A 23,387-nucleotide genomic window follows, 5' to 3' on the forward strand; every position below is an offset into this window, starting at 1 on the left:
GCTACTTTTCTTCCAGTCCCAGTTCAGCTGCGACGGTCACGACGTCGTTGGAGACCTTGACGGGCTGCACTTCGCTGCCGTCCTCGGTCCGGAGGGCCCACTGGGGGTCCTTGAGGCCGTGGCCGGTAACGGTGATGACGATCGTCTTGCCGGCAGGAACTTCACCGGCGGCGTGCTTCTTGAGCAGGCCGGCCACCCCGGCGGCAGAGCCGGGCTCCACAAAAACGCCTTCGCGGGCGGACAGCCAGCGGTGGGCATCCAGGATCTGCTCATCAGTCACGGCATCGATGAATCCGCCGGACTCGTCGCGGGCCGCGATGGCACCGTCCCAGGATGCCGGGTTGCCGATCCGGATGGCCGTGGCAATGGTGTCCGGCTCCGTGATGGGGTGCCCCGCGACGAACGGTGCCGCGCCGGCTGCCTGGAAGCCCCACATCTGGGGGGTTTTAGTGGACACGGCGGGCAGGGTACCGGCTGTTTCGGATTCGAACGGCGCCGAGTATTCCTTGTAGCCCTTCCAGTACGCGGTGATGTTGCCGGCGTTGCCGACGGGCAGGACGTGGATGTCCGGAGCATCGCCGAGCGAATCGACAATCTCAAACGCGCCCGTCTTCTGGCCCTGGATGCGGGCCGGGTTGACGGAGTTGACCAGGAACACCGGGTAGGACTCCCCCAGCTTCCGTGCAATGTCCAGGCAGTTATCGAAGTTGCCGTCCACCTGGAGCAGCGTGGCGCCGTGCGCGATGGCCTGGCTCAGCTTGCCCATGGAGATCTTGCCTTCGGGGACCAGCACCGCGCATTTCAGTCCCGCTGCCGTGGCGTACGCCGCTGCAGAAGCTGAGGTGTTGCCGGTGGACGCGCACACGACTGCCTTTGCACCGGACGCAACAGCGGCCGTCATGGCCATGGTCATGCCGCGGTCCTTGAAGGAACCGGTGGGGTTCATCCCCTCGACCTTCAGGTACACGGTGGAACCCGTGAGCTCGGAAAGCTTCTGCGCGTGGACCAGCGGAGTGCCGCCCTCGCCCAGCGTGATGACCCGGGTGGACTCCGTGACAGGCAGCCGGTCAGCGTATTCGCGGATAACGCCGCGCCATTGGTGAGCCACTTAGACTCCTTCTACCCGCAGAACGGATGTTACTGAATTGATGACGTCCAGGCCTTTGACGGCCTCGACGGTGGCTGCGAGGGCAGCCTCTGATGCGCGGTGCGTAACGATCCGCAATTCGGCCGACTCCACGTTGGACTCTGCGTCCCGGTGGATGGTCTGCCGCATGATTTCGATGGACACGCCATGCTCCGCAAAGAGCTGAGCGATCCGGGCCAGCACGCCGGGCTGGTCAGCCACATCCAGGCCGATGTAGTAGCTGGTCATGACCGCGTCGATGGGCAGCGCGGGGACGTGGCCCGTGGTGGTCTCCGTGCGGCCGGGACCACCCAGCACAATGCGGCGGGCGGCCGAAACGAGGTCACCCAGCACGGCAGATGCCGTCGGAGTTCCGCCGGCACCCTGGCCGTAGAACATCAGCTCGCCGGCGTTTTCCGCCTCAATAAAGACCGCGTTGAACGCGCCACGGACGGCGGCCAGCGGGTGCTCGCGCGGCAGCAGCGTGGGGTGCACGCGCACGGAGACGCCTTCTCCGCCGTCGGCATCGGTGAGCTTTTCGGCGATGGCCAGCAGTTTGATGACAAAACCGGCGTCCTTGGCCGCGGCGATGTCGGCGGCGCTGACGGAGGTGATGCCCTCGCAGTGGACGTTCTCCAGGGCGAAGCGTGTGTGGAAAGACAGCGAGGCCAGGATGGCGGCCTTGGCTGCGGCATCCTGGCCTTCGACGTCGGCGGTGGGGTCTGCTTCCGCGTAACCGAGGCGCTGGGCTTCGGCGAGGGCGTCCGCGAACTGGGCGCCGGTTGAGTCCATCTGGTCCAGGATGAAGTTAGTGGTGCCATTGACAATGCCCAGCACCCGGGTGATGCGGTCACCGGCCAGGCTGTCCCGGATGGGGCGCAGGATGGGGATGGCACCGGCCACGGCGGCTTCGTAGGACAGCTGCACGCCGGCCTTGTCGGCCTCTTCGTAGAGGGTGGGGCCGTCCTGGGCGAGCAGAGCCTTGTTGCCGGTGACAACGCAGGCACCGTTGCGCAGCGCGGAGAGAATCAGCGTGCGGGCAGGCTCGATCCCGCCCATCAGCTCGATCACCAGGTCGGCGTCCTTGACCAGGGTGTCGGCGTCGGTGGTGAAGAGATCCTGCGGCAGGTCCACATCGCGCTTGGCATTGACGTTGCGCACCGCGATCCCGCTGAGCTGCAGGCGCGCCCCGGAACGGGCGGCGAGGGCGTCTGCGTCCTCAATGAGAATCCGCGCGACCTGGGCCCCAACGTTGCCACAGCCCAGGAGGGCTACTTTCAGGGTTCGCAATTCAGTCATTCGGCACTCCCATGTCGCGGTTAAGCAGATCTTCTTCGGTTTCCCCGCGGACAATCAGCCGGGCAGATCCGCCGCGCACCGCGACAACGCCCGGCCGGGCCAGATAGTTGTAGTTGCTTGACAGGGCCCAGCAGTAGGCGCCGGTCCCCGGTACAGCAAGCAGATCACCGGCTGCCACGTCCTCGGGCAGATATACATCTCTAACAACTATGTCGCCGCTCTCGCAATGTTTGCCCACCACGCGGGACAGTTGCGGGGCCGCGGCCGACGTGCGCGAGGCCAGAATCGCCGAATAATCCGCGTCGTAGAGCACCGGGCGGGCGTTATCGCTCATGCCGCCGTCCACTGACACATACCGGCGGGGATGCGTAACGTTCTCCTGCCCTGCGTCCCCGGCCGGGGCATCCACCCGCACGGTTTTCAGGGTGCCCACCTCGTACAACGTGAAGGTAGTGCTGCCAACAATCGCACGTCCGGGTTCGATGGAAATCCGGGGTGACGTGATCCCCAGCTCGGCACACGTGGAACGCACGACGGCGGCCATCGCCTTCGCGATCTCGGCTGCGGGGCGGGGAGTGTCCACCGGGGTGTAGGCAATGCCGTAGCCGCCGCCAAGATCCAGCTCCGGCATAACAATGGAGTACTTTTCCTGCATGGCCGCGTGGAAACGCAGCAGCTTCTGCGCCGCGAGCTCGAAGCCGTCCGGCTCGAATATCTGCGAGCCGATGTGGCAGTGCAGGCCCAGCAGTTCGATGCTGGCGTAGCCTGTGGCCGCCGCCACGGCTTCCTCCGCGGCTGACAGCCCGGCCTGCTCGGTGGAATCCCCGGCCATGGAGAGGCCGAACTTCTGGTCCTCGTGGGCGGTGGCGATGAACTCATGGGTGTGCGCGTGCACGCCCGGCGTCAGGCGCAGCATGACCTTGGCGATGTCGCCGCGACCCGAGGCGATCTTGGCCACACGGTCCAGTTCGTCGAGGCTGTCCACCACGATGCGGCCCAGCTTCATATCCAGCGCACGGTTGATCTCGGCGTCGGATTTGTTGTTGCCGTGCAGGCCCAGGTTCTCGCCCTTGATGCCGGCCCGGGCGGCTACAGCGAGCTCGCCGCCGGAACAGGTGTCCAGCCGGAGTCCCTCGTCCGCCACCCAGGCAGCTACTGCGGTGCACAGGAAGGACTTGCCCGCGTAGTAGACGTCCACTCCCCCACAGATGTCAGCAAACGCGGCGTCAAAGGCGTCCTTGAAGGAGCGGGCGCGGGCCCGGAAATCGGTCTCACTCATCACAAAGAGCGGCGTGCCAAATTGTGCCTTGAGCTCGCTGACAGCGATGCCATCGATGGCGAGCTCACCGGCGTCGTTCTTCTGCACATCCTGCGCCCACATTGGTTCGTGGAGCGCGTTCAGGTCCGCGGGAACGGCGAGCCATTCGGGTGCCAGCGGGGATGCGGTGGTGGTGTCCTGCGCTGGCTTGCCCTGAGCTGAAATTTCCTGTGCCGGCATGGGTCTTACATCCGTTCCGGCGCGGATACGCCCAGCAGGTCCAAACCGTTGGCCAGCACCTGACTGGTGGCGTCGTTCAGCCACAGGCGCGTTCGGTTTACATCGGTCACCGGTTCGTCACCCATGGGTGCGATGCGGCAGGCGTCGTACCAGCGGTGGTAAGCGCCGGCGATGACCTCAAGATGGCGGGCCACGCGGTGCGGCTCACGCAGTTCTGCGGCCTTGGCCACGATGGACGGGTAGCTGCCCAGGTAGGAGAGCAGTTCGTTTTCCGTGGCATGGTCCAGTAGGGAGGCCTCGAAGGCGCTGCGGTCCACACCTGCAGCCACGGCATTGCGGGCCGCGCCGCGGGTACGCGCATGGGCGTACTGGACGTAGAAGACCGGGTTCTCGTTGCTGTGCTTCTTCAGCAGGTCAGGATCCAGGGTGAGCGGGGAGTCCGCCGGGAAGCGGGCCAGGGAGTACCGCACGGCGTCCTTGCCCAGCCAGTCGATGAGATCCTTGAGCTCGATGATGTTACCGGCCCGTTTGGACAGCTTGGCGCCGTTGACGGACACCAGCTGGCCGATCAGCACCTCGATGTTTACGTCGGGGTCATCGCCGGCACAGGCAGCGATGGCCTTAAGCCGGTTGATGTAGCCGTGGTGATCGGCGCCGAGGAGGTAGATCTTCTCGGTGAAGCCACGGTCCTTTTTGGACAAGTAGTACGCGGCGTCAGCGGCGAAGTAGGTGGGTTCGCCGTTCGCGCGGATCATCACGCGGTCCTTGTCGTCGCCGAAGTCGGTGGTGCGCAACCAGACCGCACCGCCGTCGTCGAACACGTGGCCCTGCTCGCGAAGGCGGGCCACGGCACTTTCGATCGCGCCGGCGTCGTGCAGTTCCTGCTCCGAGAAGTAGACGTCGAAGGCCACACCAAAATCGGCGAGCGTGTCCTTGATGTCCTTCAGCTGGGCCTTGTAGGCGGCAGCGCGGATGACGGGGAGGGCGGCGACCTCGGTGAGCTCGCGGATATCGGGGTGCGCGCTCAGGACGTCGTGGCCGAGGTCTGCAATGTACTGGCCCGGGTAGCCGCCCTCCGGCACCGGAAGTCCGTGCAGCCTGGAATAAACAGAGTTCGCAAACACATTCATCTGCGAACCGGCGTCATTGATGTAGTACTCGGCGGTGACCTCCGCGCCTGAAGCACGCAGAACGCGGGCGATGGCGTCGCCCAAGGCGGCCCACCGGGTGTGGCCGATGTGCAGCGGACCGGTGGGGTTCGCCGATACAAACTCCATATTCACCACGTGGCCGGCGAGCGTGGTGGTGGTGCCGTATTCCCGGCCAGCTTCCACAATTGCTTTCGCCAGGGTACCCGCTGCGGCCGCGTCCACCGTGATGTTCAGGAAACCGGGGCCGGCGATATCGACGGCAGAGACGCCGTCAATGGACTTCAACCGGGCGCTGAGGATGGTTGCGAATTCACGCGGGTTGGTGCCGGCCTGCTTGGCAAGCTGGAGGGCTATGTTGGTGGCCCAGTCTCCGTGCTCCCGGTTCTTCGGTCGCTCCACGCGCACCTCATCAGGGACAGCTGATGCAGAAAGCGCGATCTCGCCAGCGGCGACGGCGTCTTTCAGGCAGGCGGATATGGCGAGGGAGAGTTCTTCGGGAGTCACCCCTCTAGCCTACCGGCGGCTGCCACATGGACGAATTTCGGCATGGTGCGTGACTGTTTTTCCTCACAGCGGACGCACGGCTGGTGCGGCGGGTGAACCAATTTGCTGGTTCCGACGTTGAGTACACCGTAAGCACCCAGCCCACGAAACGAGCCCCAATATGAGACCGTCAGTCCGCAAGAGTGTTTTCGTCGGCATCGCCGGCCTGTCCCTCGCCGGAACAGTGGCGGGCTGCGCGCCGTCGGCCACACCCGCCTCAACATCCGAGAACACCTCCGGGGCATCCACCGCCCCTTCCGGCCCAGCATCAACGACAGCCAGCAGCGGCTCGCACTATGCAGACGGCACCTACAGTGCCGACGGCACCTATGTGTCCCCCAATGGCACCGAAACCGTCGGGGTGGAGCTGACGCTCGCCTCCGGCACGGTCACGGCCGTCAACATCACCCAGCACCCTTCGAACCCGAATACGCGGAAATTCCAGGGCGAATTCGCCGGCGGGATCGCGGCGCAGGTTGTGGGCAAGAGCATCGATGAACTCAAGGTCTCCAAAGTGGCCGGGTCCTCGCTCACCAGCGGCGGCTTCAACCAGGCCCTGGACAAGATCAAAGCCGAGGCCCAGTAGGCCGTGCCGGACCCGGAGGACTTCCGCTTCGACGGCATCGGTACCCGGTGGGAAATCTCCACGCCCCGTCCGCTCGATGCCAGTGTCCGGGCCCGACTGCTCGCCTTGGTGGAGCGGTACGACGGCGACTGGTCCCGGTTTAGGTCCGATTCGACAGTCAGTGCCATGGCCCGCGAGCCGGGGCGGTATGAGCTGCCGGCGGAAGCCGCCGACCTTGGCCGGCTGTACCGCTCGCTGTATGACATCACCGGCGGAGCGATGACGCCCCTGATCGGCGGCAGCCTGGAGCGCCTCGGGTACGACGCCGCATATTCCCTCCGGCCTGTAGGGTCCGCACTTCCGGCACCCTGCTGGGAGGACGTCCTGACGTGGAACGGCCAGGTTCTGACCACCTTCGCTCCCCTGGTTCTGGATATCGGTGCTGCTGGGAAAGGACAGTTGGTGGACCTTCTCGCTGTTGAGTTGCGCGACTGTGGCGTGGATTCCTTCGTGATTGACGCCAGCGGCGACCTGCTTCACCGCGGGCCTGATCCGGTGTCCGTGGCATTGGAGCACCCGTACGATCCGGCGAGGGCCATCGGCACTGTGTCGCTGGCAGGCAACGCCTTGTGCGCCTCAGCCTCAAACCGACGGGCATGGGGCGACGGCCTGCACCATGTGCTCGATGGCACCACAGGGCTGCCCGTCAGCACCACGGTAGGCACGTGGACCATGGCGGAAAGCACCATGGTTGCCGATGCTTTGGCCACAGCCCTGTTCTTTGTCCCAGGCAGCGAGCTGGAACAGACATTCGATTTTTCCTGGCTGACGGTTTTTTCTGATGGCAGTGCTGCCTACTCAGCCGGATTTGAAGGGACACTGTTCTCATGAGCCCCGTTGACGCCCCTAAGGCAACCGCCGTATTCACCGCCGGCCGGCTGGACGCCCTGTTGGGCAAGTACACGATGTACCGGCTGATCCTCCTGGTACTGGCTGCCCTTGCCGCGTACAGCCTTCTGCTGAATGCCCTTGGCTGGTTGACGTTCGGCATCCCGCAGATGCTGGCCCACCTGGCGCTGTGCCTTGGCCTAACCTATGTTTCCAACCGCGGGCTGGCCGCCCTTTTCCACGTCCGCCCGCATTCCGAGTCGTCGCTGATCACCGGCCTGCTGCTGTATTTCCTGTTCTGGCCCTCCTTTGTGCCCCTGGATATGGCGGGGGTGGCCCTGGCTTGTGTGCTGGCCTCCGCCTCCAAATACGCGGTGGCCTGGCGTGGCCGGCACATTTTCAACCCCGCCGCTGCCGGAGCGTTTGTGACCGGGCTGACCGGGTTGAACATCGCGACATGGTGGGCGGCGACCCCCGCCATGCTCTGGCTGCTGGTCCCGGGCGTCCTCCTGGTCCTATACCGGACACGGAAGTTGCTTATGGCGGCCTTGTTCCTGGTGGTTGCCACGGCGATTGTGAGCGCTGAGCTGCTGCAGGCAGGGCTCACCCTGGGCAGCGCACTCTGGCAGGTACTCGCCCAACGGCCGCTGCTGTTCTTCGTCGGCTTTATGCTGACAGAGCCTCTCACCCTCGCGCCACGCCGTTGGCAACAGCTCGCACTCGCTGCCGTCGTTGGTGCACTCTTCGCACTCCCCTACAACTTCGGCTTCATCGCCAACTCGCCGGAACTGGCACTACTGACCGGCAACCTGCTGGCGTTTCTCGTGGGCCAGCGGGGCGGGCTCAGGCTCCGGTTCACTGGCTCCCGACCTTTGACGCCGAGCACCACGGAGTTTGCCTTCGAACCGTCCCGGCCCGTCCGCTTTGTGCCGGGACAGTATATGGAACTGGATCTGCCGCACGCGAAGTCAGACGGTAAAGGCCGACGCCGGGTGTTCAGTTTGACCAGTACCCCCAGTTCGGAGACGGTGACGTTTGGCGTCCGGACCGCGGAGCCCCTGTCCGCGGCGAAGAAAGTCCTGCTGGACCTGAAGCCTGGTGATGAGGTGGCAGCCACGTCCGTGGGCGGAGATTTTGTCCTGCCCCGCGATCCTCGGTCCCCCGTCCTTCTGATCGCGGCGGGCATCGGAATCACGCCTTTTCTTGCCCATCTGTCTTCCGGCGCGGCCCAGGACCGGGACGTGGTGCTGCTTCTGCTGGCGCGCAATCCTGCGGAAATTGCCTATGCGGCCGAGCTGCAGGCGTCCGGGGCGCGCATCCTGGCTCGCCTCGCGGACGGTTCCGTCCCGCCGTCGTTCATCACCGATGCCGGGACGCTGGAGTCCGGGGGTGCCGCCGCTGGACGGCTGGACGGAGATTCCCTGAAGGTCCTGGTGCCCGACATTGCCGACCGCGCTGTCTACATCTCCGGGTCCCCTGCGAGCGTCGCTTCGCTGCGCCGTGCAGCCCGGAAAGCCGGCGCTCGGCGGGTGCATGTTGACTCATTTGCCGGCTACTGAAGCCGGCCGTTTTTCCTTGCAGGCACCTTCCTGCTAAGCTCTAGGACGTCCCGCTGGCAACGGCAGGATCCCTGAATTGCCCTCGTAGCTCAGGGGATAGAGCGTCTGCCTCCGGAGCAGAAGGTCGTTGGTTCGATTCCAATCGAGGGCACAAATGAAACCCCCGCCGCTTGCAAAAGCGGCGGGGGTTTTCTACGTTCCGCCGCCGGGCGCGAGCAGACACTTGAGGCCCTACCAACATGGCGCTTGCTGATACCTGGGGCGCTACCGTCCAGCGCCAACGGACTCTTGACGCCCACGCGAAGTTGCACGCGCGGATATCGGCCACACGTGTACAGCCGCACGTCGGCTCGTCCGACTCCTCGCCTGACCCTGCCCCTGGATTCATGACCCGCGATACTGCCCGGAATTTCGTCTTCGGGCACTCCTCAATCTGCACGGGGCGCCAGCGCTGACCATTTTCCCGACTGTTGTTGTGGCCAGTGGGGTGGTTCCCAGTCCTGCCGTTCGCTGGTGTAGTGGCGTCCGGCGGGTGAGATCCAGCCGGGCGGGTTATTCTTGGTAGCCGCAGTGGGTGTCCAGGCTGTGGTGTGGCGGAGTCTGTGGTGTTTGTGGCAGGGCTGGCCGAGATTTGAGATGCCGGTGGCGCCGCCGTGGGCCCAAGCGAGGATGTGGTCCGCTTCGTTGTCCAAAGAGTGGTTGCTGCAGCCGGGAAACGGGCACTTCCCGTCGCGAAGTCTGAGCCATTGGCGTTGGGCTTTTGTGAGCCGATAGCTGGTCCGCCCGATCTCCAGGGGTGCACCGTCCCGCGGATCGGTCAGGACCCGCGGGAAGGACTCCGCGCCGTCGGCGATCAGTTGCCGGGCCATCGACGGCGGGATCGGGCCGTATCCGTCGAGCACGGCAGGTTCATCCGTGAGGCCCAGCAGCGCAAACACCGGCACGGTGATGAAGGCCTGTGCCCGGGGCGAGGAAACACCGCCGCTCACGACCAGGCCCGTGTCGCCGATACCGCTCGTTTCGCCGGTCGCGTCGCCGCTGTTTTCCCTACCCTCATCACCGGTTCCGGCGGCGGCGGTGGTGTTGGCGCCGAGGAGCCAGGTCGCGGCGGTGTCGGCGCGGAGTTGGCTGAGGGTGCGGTCTTCATGGGGGCTTTGGAAGGCCCGGGCTGCGGTGGTGGTACGGTCCCAGATCCCCGCGGCCTGGACGGCGGGGAGGTAGGCGGAGAGCCAGGCCATGCCGTCGCGGTCCGGGGCATACTCCACCCGCCGGTCCTGGACACCACGTAGGTGGCGTTTTTCGATGCTGACCGGGTGATGGCGTTCCCGCCAGGTGCGGGCCTTGTGCCGGAACCGGCCGGGGATGAGCTCACCGGCCGGGCCACATGCCGGATTCATCGCGTGGGGGTCCAGAAAATGTGCCTCCAACGCCTGCGCTCCCGGCCTGTCGAGGTTGGTGGTTTCGTCGACCATGATCCTCGCGTGCTGCCACGAAATCTGCCCGGCCTGCAACGCCGAGAACGTCAACGGCAGGGCCGTGGTCAGCGCGTGCGCCTCAGAAAGCAGAGCACCGGCGGAGCGTTCGCTGACCGTCAGCACGCACGCGACCTCCGCGATCGCGGCCATCTCCTGACCGGCATGGTCCTGCGGCGACTCAGCCGGACCCGCAAGGGCCTCGGCAGCGGCGGCATAACCGGCAGCCAGCCAGACCTTCAGGGCCGCACTTTTCGCGTCCAACCGCGAGATCTCCGCCAGCCCGTCCAGGAATCCATCCGCCACCCGGCGCAACGGATCAGCATCCCCGCAACCGGGGGAACCGGCCCCGCCCCGCAGCGCCACAGCCAGCTCACCGAAAGACACCGAAAGGGCCTCCGCCGTCGCCACAGCTGCTCTGCTATCCATACTCAAATCATCCCGTGAGGGTCTGACAATAACCGCGAGGCTCAATGGCTATGTGGAAAACTCCGCGGCCACGGCCTTGACGGCAGCCATCGCGACTATCAGCCCGGCCATTTTCGGCGCGACGGACACTCCCGCGCCTCAGCTCCCAGGGCTCAACTGTCCGCTCGCGCTCGGAGGCGAAGGATGGCCCCAGCTCCTGGGCCCCAACTGTCCGTTCGCGCGGTCTGCGTCGGCGAGCAGGGCCCCAAACCGTCCGTTTGGGCTGGATTGCGTGCGCCTTCATCGGATTGTCGGTGGCCCCTCGTAGGCTGATTCAACGAACTCGAGGGGGTAGGCCATGCACGTTCCAGCCACATTCTGTTCCATCATTCCGCCGTATTTGTTGCGGCGGTTGGCTCGCTTGGACGAGCCGCAGTTTTCTGCGGCTGCGCGGGCGGCCAAGGAAGCGCTGAGCCACGTCCGGTCCGTCCAGTCGGCCCGTACCCTGCCGGTCCCGGCCGCTCCCCCGGCACTGCGGCAGGTCCGCACCGGCCCGCCCAACAGGAGCATCTACGATGCCGGCGGTTCCGAGAACCTGCCGGGAAAGCTGGTGCGCAAGGAAGGCGAACCGGCTTTCGGCGATCAGTCTGCTGATGAGGCCTACGACGGCCTTGGGCACACACACCGCCTGTTTGCCGACATCTTCGGCCGTAACTCCATCGACAGCGAAGGCCTGCCGCTCGATGCCACAGTGCACTTTGGCAGGCTCTACGACAATGCTTTTTGGGACGGCCGGCAGATGGTCTTCGGTGACGGGGACGGGGAAGTTTTCGAACGATTCACGCGGTCGCTGAGCGTCATCGGGCACGAACTGACGCACGGCATCACCCAGTACTCGGCGGGGCTGGCTTACCGCAACCAAGCAGGTGCCCTCAACGAATCCATGTCCGATGTTTTCGGCGCGCTCGTGGAACAGTACCTGAACAGCCAGACCGTGAGCGATGCCAGCTGGCTCATCGGTGAGGGACTCTTCACACCTCAGGTTGAGGGATCGGCTCTCCGCTCCCTGAAGGCACCGGGCACAGCGTACGACGACGACGTACTGGGTAAGGATCCGCAGCCAGATTCGATGGACTCGTACGTGCGCACAAGCGCCGACAACGGCGGCGTCCACATCAATTCCGGCATCCCCAACCGGGCCTTCTACCTCACGGCGGAGTCACTTGGCGGCAACGCCTGGGAGACACCGGGACGGATCTGGTACAACGCACTGACCGGCGGCTCGCTGCCTGCCACCGCCACTTTCCGCGTATTCGCCAAGGCAACGGCGGCATCCGCCGTTGACCTGTTCGGCAGCGATTCGCCAGAGCATGACGCCGTGCGGCAGGCGTGGGAAACTGTGAAGGTCAAGCTTTAGTTGAACGCCTGCCCGCCGCGAGCCAGCGGCCAGGTTGCAGGAAAGCCCAGGACCGAGGCCATGAAGATCAGTGTGGAGCGCAGCGGCGGCATCGCGGCCCTGACCCGAGTATGGACAGTGCACGCCCAGACGCCGAGCGCCAAAAGCCAGTGGCAACCAATTGTGGAGGCATGCCCTTGGGACGCGGTACCCAAGACGGTCAGTGCCGCGGCCGCTGAGGTGTTCGGCAACCAGCCAGACCGATTCATCTATTCGATCCGGGCGGGCCAGCGCCGCGCGGCGCTGCCCGAGCAGGCTGTCACAGGACCATGGCGAGTCCTGGTGGACAGCACCCGGGCAGCTTCCGAGGACGGCCCCGGACCGGGGGAGAACGCTGGTCCGCAAGGGCCTGCCCCGGATTAAGGGGCCGCCAAGGCTTAGCAGCCTCTCCAGTCAGCCTGCCGTTACCAGGTGGCCCCGGAACGCCCGGCGATAGGACTGCGGGCTGGTGTCCAGCACCTTGGCAAAGTGATGCCGGAGCAGGACGGGGTGGCCAAAGCCCGATTCCCGGGCAACTTCGTCGATGTTCAGGTCAGTGGATTCCAACAGCTCCTGCGCCCGGAGGACCCGCTGCGAGTTCAGCCAGGCAGCGGGCGTGGCCCCGGTTTCGGACCGGAAGCGGCGGGCGAAGGTCCTGGCTGACATGTGCACGCGCGACGCCAACTCAACGACCGTGTGCTCCTGCTCCAGGTTCTGCACCATCCACCGCAGCAGCTCTTCCATCGGCGCCGATCCACAGGCAGGCACGGGCCGGTCGATGAACTGCGCCTGGCCGCCGTCGCGGTGCGGCGGCACCACCATGTCCCGCGCAATAGAGGCTGCCACATTGGCGCCCAGCTCAACGCGCACCAGATGGAGGCAGGCATCAATTCCCGCCGCGGTACCGGCACTGGTGATCAGGTTGCCGTCCTGCACATAGAGCACGTTTTCATCGACCTGCACTTCCGGATACCGGTTTGCGAGCTCATGGGAATAGTGCCAATGGGTGGTGCACCGCCGGCCATTCAGAAGACCGGCGCGGGCCAGGGCGAAGGCTCCGGAGCAGATCGACATCACCCAGGCGCCCCGGTCGTCCGCGGCGCGCAGGGCCTCCAACACCGATTCCGGTACGTCCTCGTTCCGGCCGAACGGCGTCATGATCACGAGGTCCGCGTCCGCAGTAGCGTCCAATCCCAGCGAAACATTCATGGAGAGTCCCGATTTCATCCGGACATCACCGGGCTGCGGTGTGCATATACGGAAGTCGAAGGCGGGGACGTTACTGCCTCGCACCGATCTGTCGATGCCGAACACCTCGCAAGCCGTGGCGAACTCGAAGATCGAGAAGTTAGGAACCACTATGACTGCCACTGATTTCAGCATGCCTTCATTGTGGCAGAAATTATAGCTTTTTGGGCATTTCTGCCACTGGTTCTTGTGTAGGCACCGGAGCAACATTGAGTCATGGAAATCTTCGGAATCGCCTTAGTGGTCCTGCTCCTCGTTGTTCTCGCCGCCACCGTCTCAGCGCTCCTGCGCGATGGCCGCGGTCATACCCCGCCCGTCACCTCCGACCAGGCCTGGTCCGCCCTGGACCTGACTAGCACCCACTACACACTGCGCATCTTCTAACCCGCAGGCATGCCTCAAGCTGCCCATATTTACCCATCAGCACTAACACAAACTGGACCCGGCGCATAAGAGCCGGGTCCTGTCCTCATATCCTGGGTGAGCGGAGTCCGCGAGTCCGGGGCAAGGCGGGATCAGCGGCCGGGGGCGACGGCGGGGTTGCCAGCAGTAAGAGCGGGAAACAGGCGCGGCCCCAGTAGACTGGCTGCAGCCATGACATTTCATATCTCCTACCCTGCTGAGCTGCCCGTTTCCGAGCGCCGCGAGGACCTGAAGGCTGCCATTGCAGCGAACCAAGTGACCATCATCGCCGGCGAGACCGGCTCCGGCAAGACCACCCAGATCCCCAAGATGTGCCTCGAGCTGGGCCTGGGCGACGACGGCTTGATCGGGCACACTCAGCCACGGCGGCTAGCAGCCCGCACGGTCGCTGAGCGCATTGCCGAGGAACTAGGTGTGGAGATCGGCCAGGAAGTCGGGTTCCAGGTGCGGTTCACCGGCGAAGTCAGCCGCGCCACCAAGGTCAAGCTCATGACTGACGGCATCCTGCTCGCAGAGATCCAGCGCGACAAGCTGCTGCGCAAATACAACGCCATCATCATTGATGAAGCACACGAGCGCAGCCTCAACATCGACTTCATCCTGGGCTACCTCAAGCGCATCCTGCCGCAGCGGCCGGACCTGAAAATCATCATCACCTCGGCCACGATCGATCCGGAGCGTTTCGCGAAGCACTTCGGCTCCGACGACGAGCCCTCCCCCATCATCGAGGTGTCCGGGCGCACGTTCCCGGTGGAGATCCGGTACAGGCCGCTGTCCCAGCCAGCCGGCGGACCCGCCGATGACGAAGATGCAGACGCCTCCGACGACGAACTCGAAGAGGACCGCGACCCACTCGACGCGGTCTGTGACGCCGTCGACGAGCTCGCCGCCGAGGCCCCCGGCGACATCCTCATCTTCTTTTCCGGCGAGCGCGAGATCCGCGACGCGGCAGAGGCACTGAATGCCAGGATCCAGTCCAACCGGCGCCTGGCCGGCACCGAAGTGCTCCCGCTATTCGCCCGCCTGAGCCTGCAGGAACAGCACAAGGTGTTCCACCCTGGCCGTAACCGCCGGATTGTGCTGGCCACCAACGTGGCCGAGACATCTCTGACGGTCCCCGGCATCAAGTACGTCATCGACACCGGCACGGCCCGCATCTCCCGCTACTCGCACCGCACCAAGGTCCAGCGGCTGCCCATCGAGCGTGTGTCGCAGGCTTCGGCAAACCAGCGCTCGGGCCGGTGCGGCCGGGTGTCGGACGGTATAGCCATCCGGCTCTATTCGGAAGAGGACTTTGAGTCCCGGCCGCTGTTCACGGATCCGGAAATCCTGCGCACCAACCTGGCGGCAGTCATCCTGCAGATGACCGCCATGGGTGTGGCCCGCGGGCCCAAGGACGTGGAGAACTTCCCGTTTGTCGAGCCGCCGGACTCGCGGGCAATCAACGACGGCGTGACGCTCCTGCGCGAGCTCGGAGCCTTGAATGCCGTCAGGCCAGGTGATGCCAAGAGCGGCGGGCTGACCGCCGTTGGACAGCAGCTTGCCCAGCTCCCGGTCGATCCCCGCCTCGGCAGGATGATTGTGGAGGCCGGCAAGCGCGGCTGCGTCCGCGAGGTGATGATTCTGGCCGCGGCACTGACCATCCAGGACCCGCGCGAGCGCCCAACTGACAAGCAGCAGCTCGCCGCCGAGAAGCATGCCCGGTTCCGCGATGAAAACTCGGACTTCACCGGCTTCCTGAACCTGTGGAACTACCTGCAGGAGAAACAGCAGGAACTCTCATCCACCCAGTTCCGCCGCCTGTGCCGGACCGAGTTCATCAACTACCTTCGGGTCAGGGAATGGCAGGATCTCTTCTCCCAGCTCCGACAGATGGCCCGCCCGCTGGGGATCAGCCTGGACAATAAACGCCTGGCCGATCCCGTGGGCAACCACGAGGGCATCCACATGAGCCTGCTGTCCGGCCTGCTGAGCCACATCGGTATCCTGGACGAGCGCAAGCGCGAATACGCGGGCGCCCGCGGCAGCCGCTTCGCCATCTTCCCCGGCTCGTCGCTCTTCAAGAAGTCCCCCACGTTTGTGATGGCTGCCGAACTCGTGGAGACGAGCCGCCTCTGGGCCAGGGTCGCAGCCAAGTTCGATCCTGTCTGGGCTGAACAGGTGGCACCGGACCTCGTCAAACGCAGCTACAGCGAGCCGCACTGGTCCACCAAAATGGGCGCGGTCATGGCGTACGAGAAGGTCACCCTGTACGGGGTGCCCATCATCCCGCAGCGCCGGGTCAACTACAGCCGCGTGGATCCTGTGCTGACCCGCGAGCTGTTCATCCGGCACGCCCTGGTGGAAGGCGACTGGAAAACGCACCACAAGTTCTTCCACCGCAACCGCGCCCTCCTCCTTGAGGTCGAGGAGCTAGAGGCCAGGATGCGCCGCCGCGACCTGCTGGTGGACGACGAAACGCTGTTTGAGTTTTACGACGCCAGGATCGGCCCCGACGTTGTGTCCGAACGGCACTTCGACAAATGGTGGAAGGAGGCCCGGCAGAAGAGTCCGGACCTCCTGGACTACGACAAGTCACTGCTGCTCAACGACGCCGACGCCCTGGACGAGGCCGCTTATCCGAAGACCCTGATGCACAAGGGCTTCGATCTGCCGCTCAGCTACGAGTTCCACCCCGTGGCGCCGGGGTCACCGCCCAACCCCTCCGATGGTGTCACGGCCGAAGTCCCGGTGCTCTTCCTGAACCAGCTCGATGATGCCGCCTTCCGCTGGCTGATCCCGGGCCAGCGCGCGGAACTCGTGGCTGCCCTGATCAAGTCACTCCCCAAGCAGGTCCGCAAGAACTTTGTCCCCGCCCCGGATGTGGCCCGGCAAGCCGTTGCTGCCCTGGAATCGGACTTCGATCCGGCACATGATGAGCTGGAAGCTTCACTGGAGCTGGCCCTGCGCCGGATCCGCGGCCACGTCATCCCACCCGGTTCCTGGAACTGGGACGCTGTGCCGTCCCACCTGCGGGTGAGTTTCAAGGTTGTCGATACCCAGGGCAAGGCGCTGGATGAGGGCAAGGACCTCGCGGCCCTGCAGGAACGGCTGGCCCCGGCAACACGCCGCGCCATCGCGGAATCGCTGGGGGCGACGCCGGGAACCACGGCTCCGCAGTCACTTGGAAACTCGAAGTCACGCGGAAAATCCGGCGGGGCAGTACCCCCGTCATCGGCAGGTGGAAACTCAGTCGGCAGCGGCACAGGCTTCAGGGAACAGACCGGCCTGACGGAGTGGACCTTCGGCACGGTGCAGCGGCAGGTCAGCAACACCGTCAAGGGCCACACGGTCACCGGCTATCCAGCGTTGGTGGATGAAGGAACATCCGTGGCGCTGCGGGTCTTCCAGACCTCGTCGGAGCAGTTCGAGGCCATGCGCGGCGGTGTGATCCGGCTCCTCGCCCTCAGGGTTCCGGCCCCGGACCGCTACGTGCTGGAGCACCTCAACAACACGGAAAAGCTGACGTTCAGCCAGAATCCGCACGGTTCCGTTTCGGCCCTGATCGCGGATTGTTCCCTCGCCGCCATCGACAAGCTCACGCCGGCCGCCCTCCCCTGGGACGAGGCCTCGTTCCAGGCGCTCTACGAGAATGTCCGGGCGGAACTGATCGACACTGTTTTCACCGTAACCGCCGTCGTCGAACGGATCCTCGCCAGCACGCGCCGGATCGAAAAGCAGCTGAAGGGAACCACCAGCCTGGCCCTGATCAGCGCCCTGAACGACGTCCGCAGCCAGCTGGAACAGCTGGTTTTCCCGGGCTTTGTGGCGCGCACGGGCTACGCTCAGCTCAGCCAGCTGCCCCGGTACCTCACCGCCATCGAAAAACGCCTCGAGAAGCTGCCCGGCAACGTCCAGCGCGATGCCCAGCACATGGCCGCGGTCCAGGCGATCGAGGACGATTACGACGACGCCGTCTCGGCGCTGCTGCCCGGCCGCCGTGCCGGGACCGAGTTAACCCACGTCCGCTGGATGATCGAGGAACTGCGCGTGAGCTTGTTCGCCGTCGAGCTCGGCACCGCCTACTCGGTCTCCGAAAAGCGGATCCGGGCGGCGCTTAACAAAGTGCTGGCGCCGGCCTAAGGCCCCCGAAGGGGCAGTAGGCCGGCGCCAGCGCCGTAGTATTTGCCGTGAACCAGGGCCGGATCAGGCCTGCGGGACCTGCTCCGTGTAGCCGGCCGACCGCAGCCCTTCGCGGAGTTTTTCAGCGTTGGCGTCGAGCCGGGCCGGATCGGGATTCTGGTTGACCGAGCCGAAATCATAGTCGGCCATCGAGTTGGAGGGCCACACGTGGACGTGCAGGTGGTTGACCTCGTAGCCGGCCACGATCAGACCCGCGCGGGCGGCGTCGAAGACGTCGACCTGGACGGCGCCGATCTTGCGTGCCACCTCCATGACCCGGGCCAGCAGCTCGGGAGAGGCATCGGTCCAGCGGTCGACTTCCTCGGTGGGCACCACCAGGGTGTGGCCGTCGGCCAGCGGACCCATCGTCAGGAACGCCACTACATCGTCCTCGCGCCAGACGAACCGGCCGGGGATTTCACCGTTGATGATCCGGGTGAAGATGGTGCTCATGCGTCGGCGCTTCCCGACGGGGCGTGCAGGGTACTCACGTCCAGGACGAACCGGTACTTGACGTCGCCGGCCACCATCCGGTCGTAGGCTCCGTTGAGCTGGTCCGCCGTCACCATTTCGATGTCGGAGACCACCCCGTGCTCGGCGCAGAAGTCCAGCATTTCCTGGGTCTCGGCGATTCCGCCGATCAGCGATCCGGCGTAGGCGATACGGCGGCTGATGAGGGCACCGGGGTTGACGGGCGGCATCGCCTCAGAGGGCAACCCCAGCTGAAACAGCGCGCCGTCCTGGCGGAGCGTGCGGAAGTACGGGTTGAGGTCGTGCGGGGCGGCGACGGTGTCGATGATGACATCGATGCTGCGGTCCGCGGCGGCCATCGCGGCCGCGTCCTTGGAGAGGATGACGTCGTCTGCGCCGAGTTCACGGGCGGCGGCGAACTTCTTCTCCGAGGTCGTGAAGACCTTCACCTCGGCACCCATGGCCTTGGCGATCTTGACGGCCATGTGGCCGAGTCCGCCGAGGCCGACGACACCAACGACGTCGCCCTCTTCGACCTCAAAGTGGTTCAGCGGCGAGTAGGTCGTCACGCCGGCGCAGAGCAGCGGCGCCGCGGCGGCCGCGTCCAGACCCTCCGGGATGGTCAGAACATAGTTGCGGTCCACCACGATGGAGGTGGAATAGCCGCCCTGGGTGACGGCGTCGGCGTTGCGCGGGTCTTGGGCGCCGTAGGTGCCGATCATGCCGTTTTCGCAGTACTGCTCGAGGCCCTCAAGGCAGGCCTCACATTCGCGGCAGGAATCGACCATGCAGCCGACGCCGACGCGGTCACCGACCGCGAAGTCGTCGACGTCGGAGCCGACACGGCTGACACGGCCCACGATTTCGTGGCCCGGGACGAGCGGGTACTTGTCGCCGCCCCATTCACCGCGGGTGGCGTGGACATCGGAGTGGCACAGGCCGACGAAGTCGATGGAAATCTCGACGTCGTCGGCCTTGGGTGCACGGCGTGCAACGGTCAGCGGAACCAGGCCGCTGTCAGGGGCCGTGGCGCCGTAGGCTGCAACGAGGGTGCTGCCGTCAGCCTGGACGTTATCGTTCAGCTGGACGTCACCCAGCTCGGGAAGGGGCGTGGCGAGGGGCGGGGGTACGGGTCGTCCGGGAGTCATAATCTGACGTTACGCCCGTTGCCGTACCGTTATCTAATTCGTCCGCTCACAGCGATACCGGCCAGTAGCTTTCCCCGGAACCGGGGCACCGCAGCCGGACGATGGAGTCGCTGCGTTCGTGGTCCAGAGCTGCCGTGGGTTCGTCGACAAGCAGGATTCTGGGGTCTCCCATCCGGGCGCGGGCGATGTTGACCCGGCGGCATGGCGTCGGACGGCAAGCCCAGCTGGAACAGCGCACCGTCCACTCGCAGGGGGCGACGGCGGCCGGGTCGAGGTTTCCGGGAACGCGGACCACGTAGCGCCGGTCCACCATCACGGCTGACGAGTAGCCGCCCTGGGCGATAGCGTCGCCGTTGCGTGGATCCTTGGCGCCGTAGGTCCCGGTCGACCCGCTTTCGCAGTACTGTTCCAGGCCGTCCAGGCAGCTCTCGCATTCACGGCACGAATCAACCATGCAGCCGACTCCCACGCGGTCCCCCGGGGCGAAGTCTGCACCGCCGAACCGATGCGGCTGACCGTTCCGATGATCTCGTGGCCGGGGACCGCCAGTGCCGGATCAGTTTCCGGATCGGTGCCCAGATCCACAGCAGGATCGGCAACAGCATCATTCGGCAAAACGGGGCGGGCAAGGGGCGGCGGTACGGGGCGTCCTGGGGTCATCCTTCGACGCTACCCCCCGCGGGCCGCCGCATGGCCACTCGGGCCGCTTCCCGTGACCACCGGCCCGGCCGGGTTGTTGGACCATTCCGAGAAGGATCCCGGATAGAGTGCGGCCTGGAATCCGGCGATTTCGAGGGCGGCCACCTCATGGGCGGCGGTCACGCCCGAGCCGCAGTACACGGCCACGGGGACGTCGTCACGGACGCCTAGTTCCTCGAACCGGCGCCGCAGCTGGTCGGCCGGCAGGAAGAGGCCGGCTCCGTCCACGTTCTCCGTTGTTGGTGCGCTGCGGGCGCCCGGAATGTGGCCGGCACGGGGGTCAACGGGTTCAAATTCGCCCCGGTACCTTTCGCCGGCCCGGGCATCCAGGAGGACGCCTGTTGCGGGCCAGTCTGCCGCTCCGGCCGCGTCGATGCTGGGCATCCTGCCTCCAGCAGGGGAAACATCAAAGGAAACACGTCCGACGGCGGCGTCCACCGGTCCGGTGTCCAGCGGCAGTCCGGCGTCCAGCCAGGCTGCCAGGCCGCCGTCGAGCAGGTATACGTCCTGGAACCCGGCGTTCCGGAGCATCCACCAGAGGCGGGCGGCAGCCATGTTGCCGCTGTTGTCGTAGGCCACCACGACGTCGCCGTTGTTGACCCCCCAGCGCCTGGCAGTTTCCTGGAACTCGTCGTGGCCGGGCAACGGGTGCCTGCCGCGGGCAGGAGTGGCCGGCGTCGCCAACTCGGTGGAAAGGTCCACAAAAACTGCGCCCGGGAGGTGCCCTTCAAGGTAGTGCTGCCGGCTGCGCGGGTCTCCCAGCGCCCAGCGGACGTCCAGCAGCACGGTTCGCTGGCCGGCGTCGAAACGCGCCGCCAAAGCCGGGACATCCATCAGTGGACCCATCGTTCTCCTTGGCAATTGCGGGGTGTGCAGTTCCTGATCCAACTCTAGCTCCGGCAAAGCGGCCGGCGGGGAGGGCCGCCGGTAGGCTGGTTGGGTGAAGAACGCGAGCGCGGACCGGGCTTGGGCTGATGAGGCCATCCGAAAAGTAAATGCAGAAAACAACCGGTCCGCCGATACCCATCTCTATTCGGTACCGCTGCCGCAGCAGTGGGGCGTCCAGCTTTACCTCAAGGACGAATCCACGCACCGTTCCGGGAGCCTCAAGCACCGGCTGGCCCGCTCCCTGTTCCTGTTTGGGCTGGTCAACGGCTGGATCTGCGAAGGTACCACCGTCGTGGAGGCTTCCAGCGGCAGCACAGCGGTCTCGGAGGCATATTTCGCGCAGCTTCTGGGGTTGCCGTTCGTAGCGGTCATGACCCGCACAACGAGCCCGGAAAAGATCGCGCTGATCGAACAGTTCGGCGGCTCGTGCCTGTTGGTTGACCATGCCTCAGAGGTCTACGCCGCGGCGGCGGACGTCGCTGCCACGTCCAACGGCCACTACATGGACCAGTTCACCTACGCGGAGCGGGCCACGGACTGGCGCGGCAACAACAACATCGCGGAGTCCATCTTCGGGCAGCTGGCGCTGGAGGAACACCCTGTTCCCCACTGGATCGTGGTGGGCGCGGGGACCGGCGGCACCAGCGCGACCATCGGCCGCTACCTGCGCTACCGCGGCCACAACACGCGCCTTGCGGTGGTGGACCCGGAGAATTCCGCATTTTATCCCGGCTGGGTGAACGGTGCGGGTGGAACGAGCACCGGCCTGCCGTCACGGATCGAAGGCATCGGCCGCCCGCGGATGGAACCGAGCTTTGTGCCCGCCGTCATCGACCACATGATCCAGGTTCCGGATGCCGCGTCCATCGCAGCCATGCGGCACCTGCGCACGGTCGCCGACCTGCATGCCGGACCGTCCACCGGCACCAACCTGTGGGGGGTCTGGCAACTCGTGGCGGAAATGGTCGCCGCGGGCCAGCGCGGCAGCATTGTGTCGTTGATGTGCGACGGCGGCGACCGCTATGCCGGCAACTACTACAATCCGGTGTGGCTGTCCGGCCAAGGCCTGGACCCCGAGCCGCATGAGGAAGTCATCCGCCGGTTCTTCGAGACCGGCGTCTGGAGCGCATAGCTGCTGTTCAGATCTCCACCGATTCCCGCGGGGCAAGGCGGGTGTACTCGGTGCCGTATTTCCGGCCCAGCCGGGCCACGTGGGATTCTGCGACCTTGAGTCCGGTTTCGTTCAGCAGCCCGTCGTGGATCTGGAAGGCACGGGGGGCCCGGACGGCGATGACAAAATCCACCACCTCGCTGACCTTGCTCCACGGCGCGTGGATCGGAACCAGCAACGTCTGCACGCTGAGGCCGTCCGGGATGATGAAAGAGTCCCCCGGGTGGTACACGTTGCCGTCCACCAGGTAGCCGATGTTGGCCACGATGGGAACCTGGGGATGGATCAGTGCGTGCTGTCCGCCGAAGCTGCGCACGTTGAAGCCGGCAGCGTCAAAAGTCGAGCCGGGTTCAACGGTGTGGATCCGTGCTGCCACCTGGGGCGCCACCTCCCGCAAGTGGGCGGCCACTCCGGCCGGCGCGAAGACCGCCATTCCGTCCGAGCCCTGCAGGGCGTTGACCATGGCCGGCACATCCACATGATCGCCGTGCTCGTGGGTGATGAGCACGGCCTGCGCCCCGGCCAGGGCTTCGGCGGTCTCGGAGTATGTTCCAGGATCCAGCACCAACACCCGGCCGTCCTGCTCAAGCCGGACGCATGCGTGGATGTACTTTGTCAGCCTCATAGCGCCAGCCTAGGGTCCGGCCGCCGGCCTGTCCAAGGCACGTCCGGCGGCGCGCTCCCGGCTGGTAATCTGGATGATTGCCACCGTCCCTCAGGGAAGCGAGTACGTTCATGCCGTTCGGCACCAAAACTGGCGCGACGCCGTCGAACGCTGCATCCGGCGCAGGAACCGTCAGCGCGCCCGGCAAGGAGCAGCGCGTCACCAAGCAGCGTGTAGCCGTCAGCGCTGCCCTGGACGAGCTGGATGACTTCGTCAGCACGCAGGAGCTCTACCGCATCCTGCAGAACAAGGGCGTCTCCGTTTCACTGGCAACGGCGTACCGGATCCTGCAGTCCCTCGCGGACGACGGCCTCGTGGACGTCCTGCGCAACGGCGAGGGCGAAGCGGTCTACCGGCGCTGCGCTGTTACCGGGCATCACCACCATCTGCTGTGCCGCAACTGCGGGAAGGCCGTGGAAGTGGAGGCTCCGGCGGTGGAAACCTGGGCGGCCCGGATCGCCACGGAACACGGCTACACAGAAGTGGCTCACACCGTGGAGATCTTCGGCCTGTGCCCGGACTGCACCGCCCTCAGGGCCGCCGGCAAGCTCTGACAGCCAGCGCTGCCTG

General features: G+C 65.7%; 19 protein-coding genes, 1 tRNA gene and 1 pseudogene. 10 read left to right on the forward strand and 11 right to left on the reverse strand.

The features are described from left to right. Position 1: 1 nt before the first annotated feature. Genes thrC through argS form a run of 4 tightly spaced genes read right to left on the reverse strand, consistent with a single transcriptional unit; the run spans position 2 to position 5,578 of the window. Entirely contained in the window at positions 2-1,108 is a 1,107-nt protein-coding gene (thrC, locus tag FYJ92_RS12015; RefSeq protein WP_185260933.1) for a threonine synthase, read from the reverse strand. Next, positions 1,109-2,425 carry a homoserine dehydrogenase gene (locus FYJ92_RS12020; RefSeq protein ID WP_185260934.1) on the reverse strand — a complete coding sequence of 439 codons (1,317 nt, stop codon included), beginning with the start codon at positions 2,423-2,425 and terminating at the stop codon, positions 1,109-1,111. Then, positions 2,418-3,923: a diaminopimelate decarboxylase gene (gene lysA / locus FYJ92_RS12025; RefSeq protein ID WP_185260935.1), complete on the reverse strand. Its 1,506-nt coding sequence runs from the start codon at positions 3,921-3,923 to the stop codon at positions 2,418-2,420. The genes FYJ92_RS12020 and lysA overlap by 8 nt, the downstream gene beginning before the upstream one ends. A gap of 5 nt (positions 3,924-3,928) precedes the next feature. Next, on the reverse strand, positions 3,929-5,578 hold the full coding sequence (gene argS / locus FYJ92_RS12030) for an arginine--tRNA ligase (RefSeq protein WP_185260936.1): 1,650 nt from the start codon (positions 5,576-5,578) through the stop codon (positions 3,929-3,931). 160 nt (positions 5,579-5,738) lie between these two features. On the opposite strand from argS, the gene FYJ92_RS12035 reads away from it, so the two are divergent. The 4 genes from FYJ92_RS12035 (at position 5,739) to FYJ92_RS12050 (ending at position 8,780) form a co-directional block, all read left to right on the forward strand. Then, complete coding sequence (locus FYJ92_RS12035; protein ID WP_185260937.1) at positions 5,739-6,203, forward strand: hypothetical protein; 465 nt, start codon at positions 5,739-5,741, stop codon at positions 6,201-6,203. A gap of 3 nt (positions 6,204-6,206) precedes the next feature. After that, positions 6,207-7,073, forward strand: a complete 867-nt coding sequence (locus FYJ92_RS12040; RefSeq protein WP_185260938.1) for an FAD:protein FMN transferase — start codon at positions 6,207-6,209, stop codon at positions 7,071-7,073. Continuing rightward, positions 7,070-8,629, forward strand: a complete 1,560-nt coding sequence (locus FYJ92_RS12045; protein ID WP_185260939.1) for a ferredoxin--NADP reductase — start codon at positions 7,070-7,072, stop codon at positions 8,627-8,629. The genes FYJ92_RS12040 and FYJ92_RS12045 overlap by 4 nt, the downstream gene beginning before the upstream one ends. 78 nt (positions 8,630-8,707) lie before the next feature. Beyond that, positions 8,708-8,780, forward strand: a tRNA-Arg gene (locus FYJ92_RS12050). Positions 8,781-9,057: 277 nt separating this feature from the next. Here FYJ92_RS12050 and FYJ92_RS12055 read toward each other — a convergent pair. After that, positions 9,058-10,530 carry an HNH endonuclease signature motif containing protein gene (locus tag FYJ92_RS12055; RefSeq protein ID WP_185260940.1) on the reverse strand — a complete coding sequence of 491 codons (1,473 nt, stop codon included), beginning with the start codon at positions 10,528-10,530 and terminating at the stop codon, positions 9,058-9,060. Between the two features lie 337 nt (positions 10,531-10,867). Here FYJ92_RS12055 and FYJ92_RS12060 point away from each other — a divergent pair, with 337 nt between their 5' ends. Further along, the gene (locus FYJ92_RS12060) at positions 10,868-11,926 is read left to right on the forward strand and encodes a M4 family metallopeptidase (RefSeq protein ID WP_185260941.1); all 1,059 of its coding nucleotides are present in this window, start codon (positions 10,868-10,870) and stop codon (positions 11,924-11,926) included. A 60-nt stretch (positions 11,927-11,986) separates the two neighbouring features. Continuing rightward, complete coding sequence (locus FYJ92_RS12065; RefSeq protein ID WP_185260942.1) at positions 11,987-12,328, forward strand: protealysin inhibitor emfourin; 342 nt, start codon at positions 11,987-11,989, stop codon at positions 12,326-12,328. Between the two features lie 30 nt (positions 12,329-12,358). On the opposite strand, the gene FYJ92_RS12070 is transcribed toward FYJ92_RS12065, so the two are convergent. Next, on the reverse strand, positions 12,359-13,327 hold the full coding sequence (locus FYJ92_RS12070) for a GlxA family transcriptional regulator (RefSeq protein ID WP_185260943.1): 969 nt from the start codon (positions 13,325-13,327) through the stop codon (positions 12,359-12,361). Positions 13,328-13,408: 81 nt separating this feature from the next. Here FYJ92_RS12070 and FYJ92_RS12075 point away from each other — a divergent pair, with 81 nt between their 5' ends. Beyond that, positions 13,409-13,576: a hypothetical protein gene (locus FYJ92_RS12075; RefSeq protein WP_185260944.1), complete on the forward strand. Its 168-nt coding sequence runs from the start codon at positions 13,409-13,411 to the stop codon at positions 13,574-13,576. Between the two features lie 210 nt (positions 13,577-13,786). After that, on the forward strand, positions 13,787-17,737 hold the full coding sequence (hrpA, locus tag FYJ92_RS12080) for an ATP-dependent RNA helicase HrpA (RefSeq protein ID WP_185260945.1): 3,951 nt from the start codon (positions 13,787-13,789) through the stop codon (positions 17,735-17,737). A 63-nt stretch (positions 17,738-17,800) separates the two neighbouring features. Here the strand turns inward: hrpA and FYJ92_RS12085 are convergent, their stop codons facing one another. The 4 genes and pseudogenes from FYJ92_RS12085 to FYJ92_RS12100 all read right to left on the reverse strand — a co-directional run bounded on the left by FYJ92_RS12085 (position 17,801) and on the right by FYJ92_RS12100 (position 20,940). Next, entirely contained in the window at positions 17,801-18,229 is a 429-nt protein-coding gene (locus FYJ92_RS12085) for an HIT family protein (protein ID WP_185260946.1), read from the reverse strand. Beyond that, positions 18,226-19,395, reverse strand: coding sequence for an NAD(P)-dependent alcohol dehydrogenase (locus FYJ92_RS12090; protein ID WP_185260947.1), 1,170 nt, complete (start codon positions 19,393-19,395; stop codon positions 18,226-18,228). Before FYJ92_RS12090 ends, FYJ92_RS12085 begins: the two co-directional genes overlap by 4 nt. 250 nt (positions 19,396-19,645) lie before the next feature. Continuing rightward, positions 19,646-20,055, reverse strand: a pseudogene (locus FYJ92_RS12095) (alcohol dehydrogenase catalytic domain-containing protein); the annotation flags it as partial. A 9-nt stretch (positions 20,056-20,064) separates the two neighbouring features. After that, complete coding sequence (locus tag FYJ92_RS12100; protein ID WP_185260948.1) at positions 20,065-20,940, reverse strand: sulfurtransferase; 876 nt, start codon at positions 20,938-20,940, stop codon at positions 20,065-20,067. A 94-nt stretch (positions 20,941-21,034) separates the two neighbouring features. On the opposite strand from FYJ92_RS12100, the gene FYJ92_RS12105 reads away from it, so the two are divergent. Further along, positions 21,035-22,114, forward strand: a complete 1,080-nt coding sequence (locus FYJ92_RS12105; protein ID WP_185260949.1) for a PLP-dependent cysteine synthase family protein — start codon at positions 21,035-21,037, stop codon at positions 22,112-22,114. A gap of 7 nt (positions 22,115-22,121) precedes the next feature. Here FYJ92_RS12105 and FYJ92_RS12110 read toward each other — a convergent pair whose 3' ends face one another. Beyond that, positions 22,122-22,778: an MBL fold metallo-hydrolase gene (locus FYJ92_RS12110; protein ID WP_185260950.1), complete on the reverse strand. Its 657-nt coding sequence runs from the start codon at positions 22,776-22,778 to the stop codon at positions 22,122-22,124. Positions 22,779-22,888: 110 nt separating this feature from the next. On the opposite strand from FYJ92_RS12110, the gene FYJ92_RS12115 reads away from it, so the two are divergent. Further along, entirely contained in the window at positions 22,889-23,371 is a 483-nt protein-coding gene (locus tag FYJ92_RS12115; RefSeq protein WP_185263781.1) for a Fur family transcriptional regulator, read from the forward strand. Positions 23,372-23,387: the final 16 nt, after the last annotated feature.

Source organism: Pseudarthrobacter sp. NBSH8, from assembly GCF_014217545.1.
GTDB lineage: Bacteria > Actinomycetota > Actinomycetes > Actinomycetales > Micrococcaceae > Arthrobacter.

Coding starts and splice junctions, on each gene's coding strand:
- FYJ92_RS12020 (WP_185260934.1), bottom strand. CDS start 2,425: ATGACTGAATTGCGAACCCTGAAAGTAGCCCTCCTGGGCTGTGGCAAC.
- lysA (WP_185260935.1), bottom strand. CDS start 3,923: ATGCCGGCACAGGAAATTTCAGCTCAGGGCAAGCCAGCGCAGGACACC.
- FYJ92_RS12035 (WP_185260937.1), top strand. CDS start 5,739: ATGAGACCGTCAGTCCGCAAGAGTGTTTTCGTCGGCATCGCCGGCCTG.
- FYJ92_RS12045 (WP_185260939.1), top strand. CDS start 7,070: ATGAGCCCCGTTGACGCCCCTAAGGCAACCGCCGTATTCACCGCCGGC.
- FYJ92_RS12055 (WP_185260940.1), bottom strand. CDS start 10,530: ATGGATAGCAGAGCAGCTGTGGCGACGGCGGAGGCCCTTTCGGTGTCT.
- FYJ92_RS12060 (WP_185260941.1), top strand. CDS start 10,868: ATGCACGTTCCAGCCACATTCTGTTCCATCATTCCGCCGTATTTGTTG.
- FYJ92_RS12065 (WP_185260942.1), top strand. CDS start 11,987: ATGAAGATCAGTGTGGAGCGCAGCGGCGGCATCGCGGCCCTGACCCGA.
- FYJ92_RS12070 (WP_185260943.1), bottom strand. CDS start 13,327: ATGCTGAAATCAGTGGCAGTCATAGTGGTTCCTAACTTCTCGATCTTC.
- FYJ92_RS12075 (WP_185260944.1), top strand. CDS start 13,409: ATGGAAATCTTCGGAATCGCCTTAGTGGTCCTGCTCCTCGTTGTTCTC.
- hrpA (WP_185260945.1), top strand. CDS start 13,787: ATGACATTTCATATCTCCTACCCTGCTGAGCTGCCCGTTTCCGAGCGC.
- FYJ92_RS12085 (WP_185260946.1), bottom strand. CDS start 18,229: ATGAGCACCATCTTCACCCGGATCATCAACGGTGAAATCCCCGGCCGG.
- FYJ92_RS12090 (WP_185260947.1), bottom strand. CDS start 19,395: ATGACTCCCGGACGACCCGTACCCCCGCCCCTCGCCACGCCCCTTCCC.
- FYJ92_RS12100 (WP_185260948.1), bottom strand. CDS start 20,940: ATGGGTCCACTGATGGATGTCCCGGCTTTGGCGGCGCGTTTCGACGCC.
- FYJ92_RS12110 (WP_185260950.1), bottom strand. CDS start 22,778: ATGAGGCTGACAAAGTACATCCACGCATGCGTCCGGCTTGAGCAGGAC.
- FYJ92_RS12115 (WP_185263781.1), top strand. CDS start 22,889: ATGCCGTTCGGCACCAAAACTGGCGCGACGCCGTCGAACGCTGCATCC.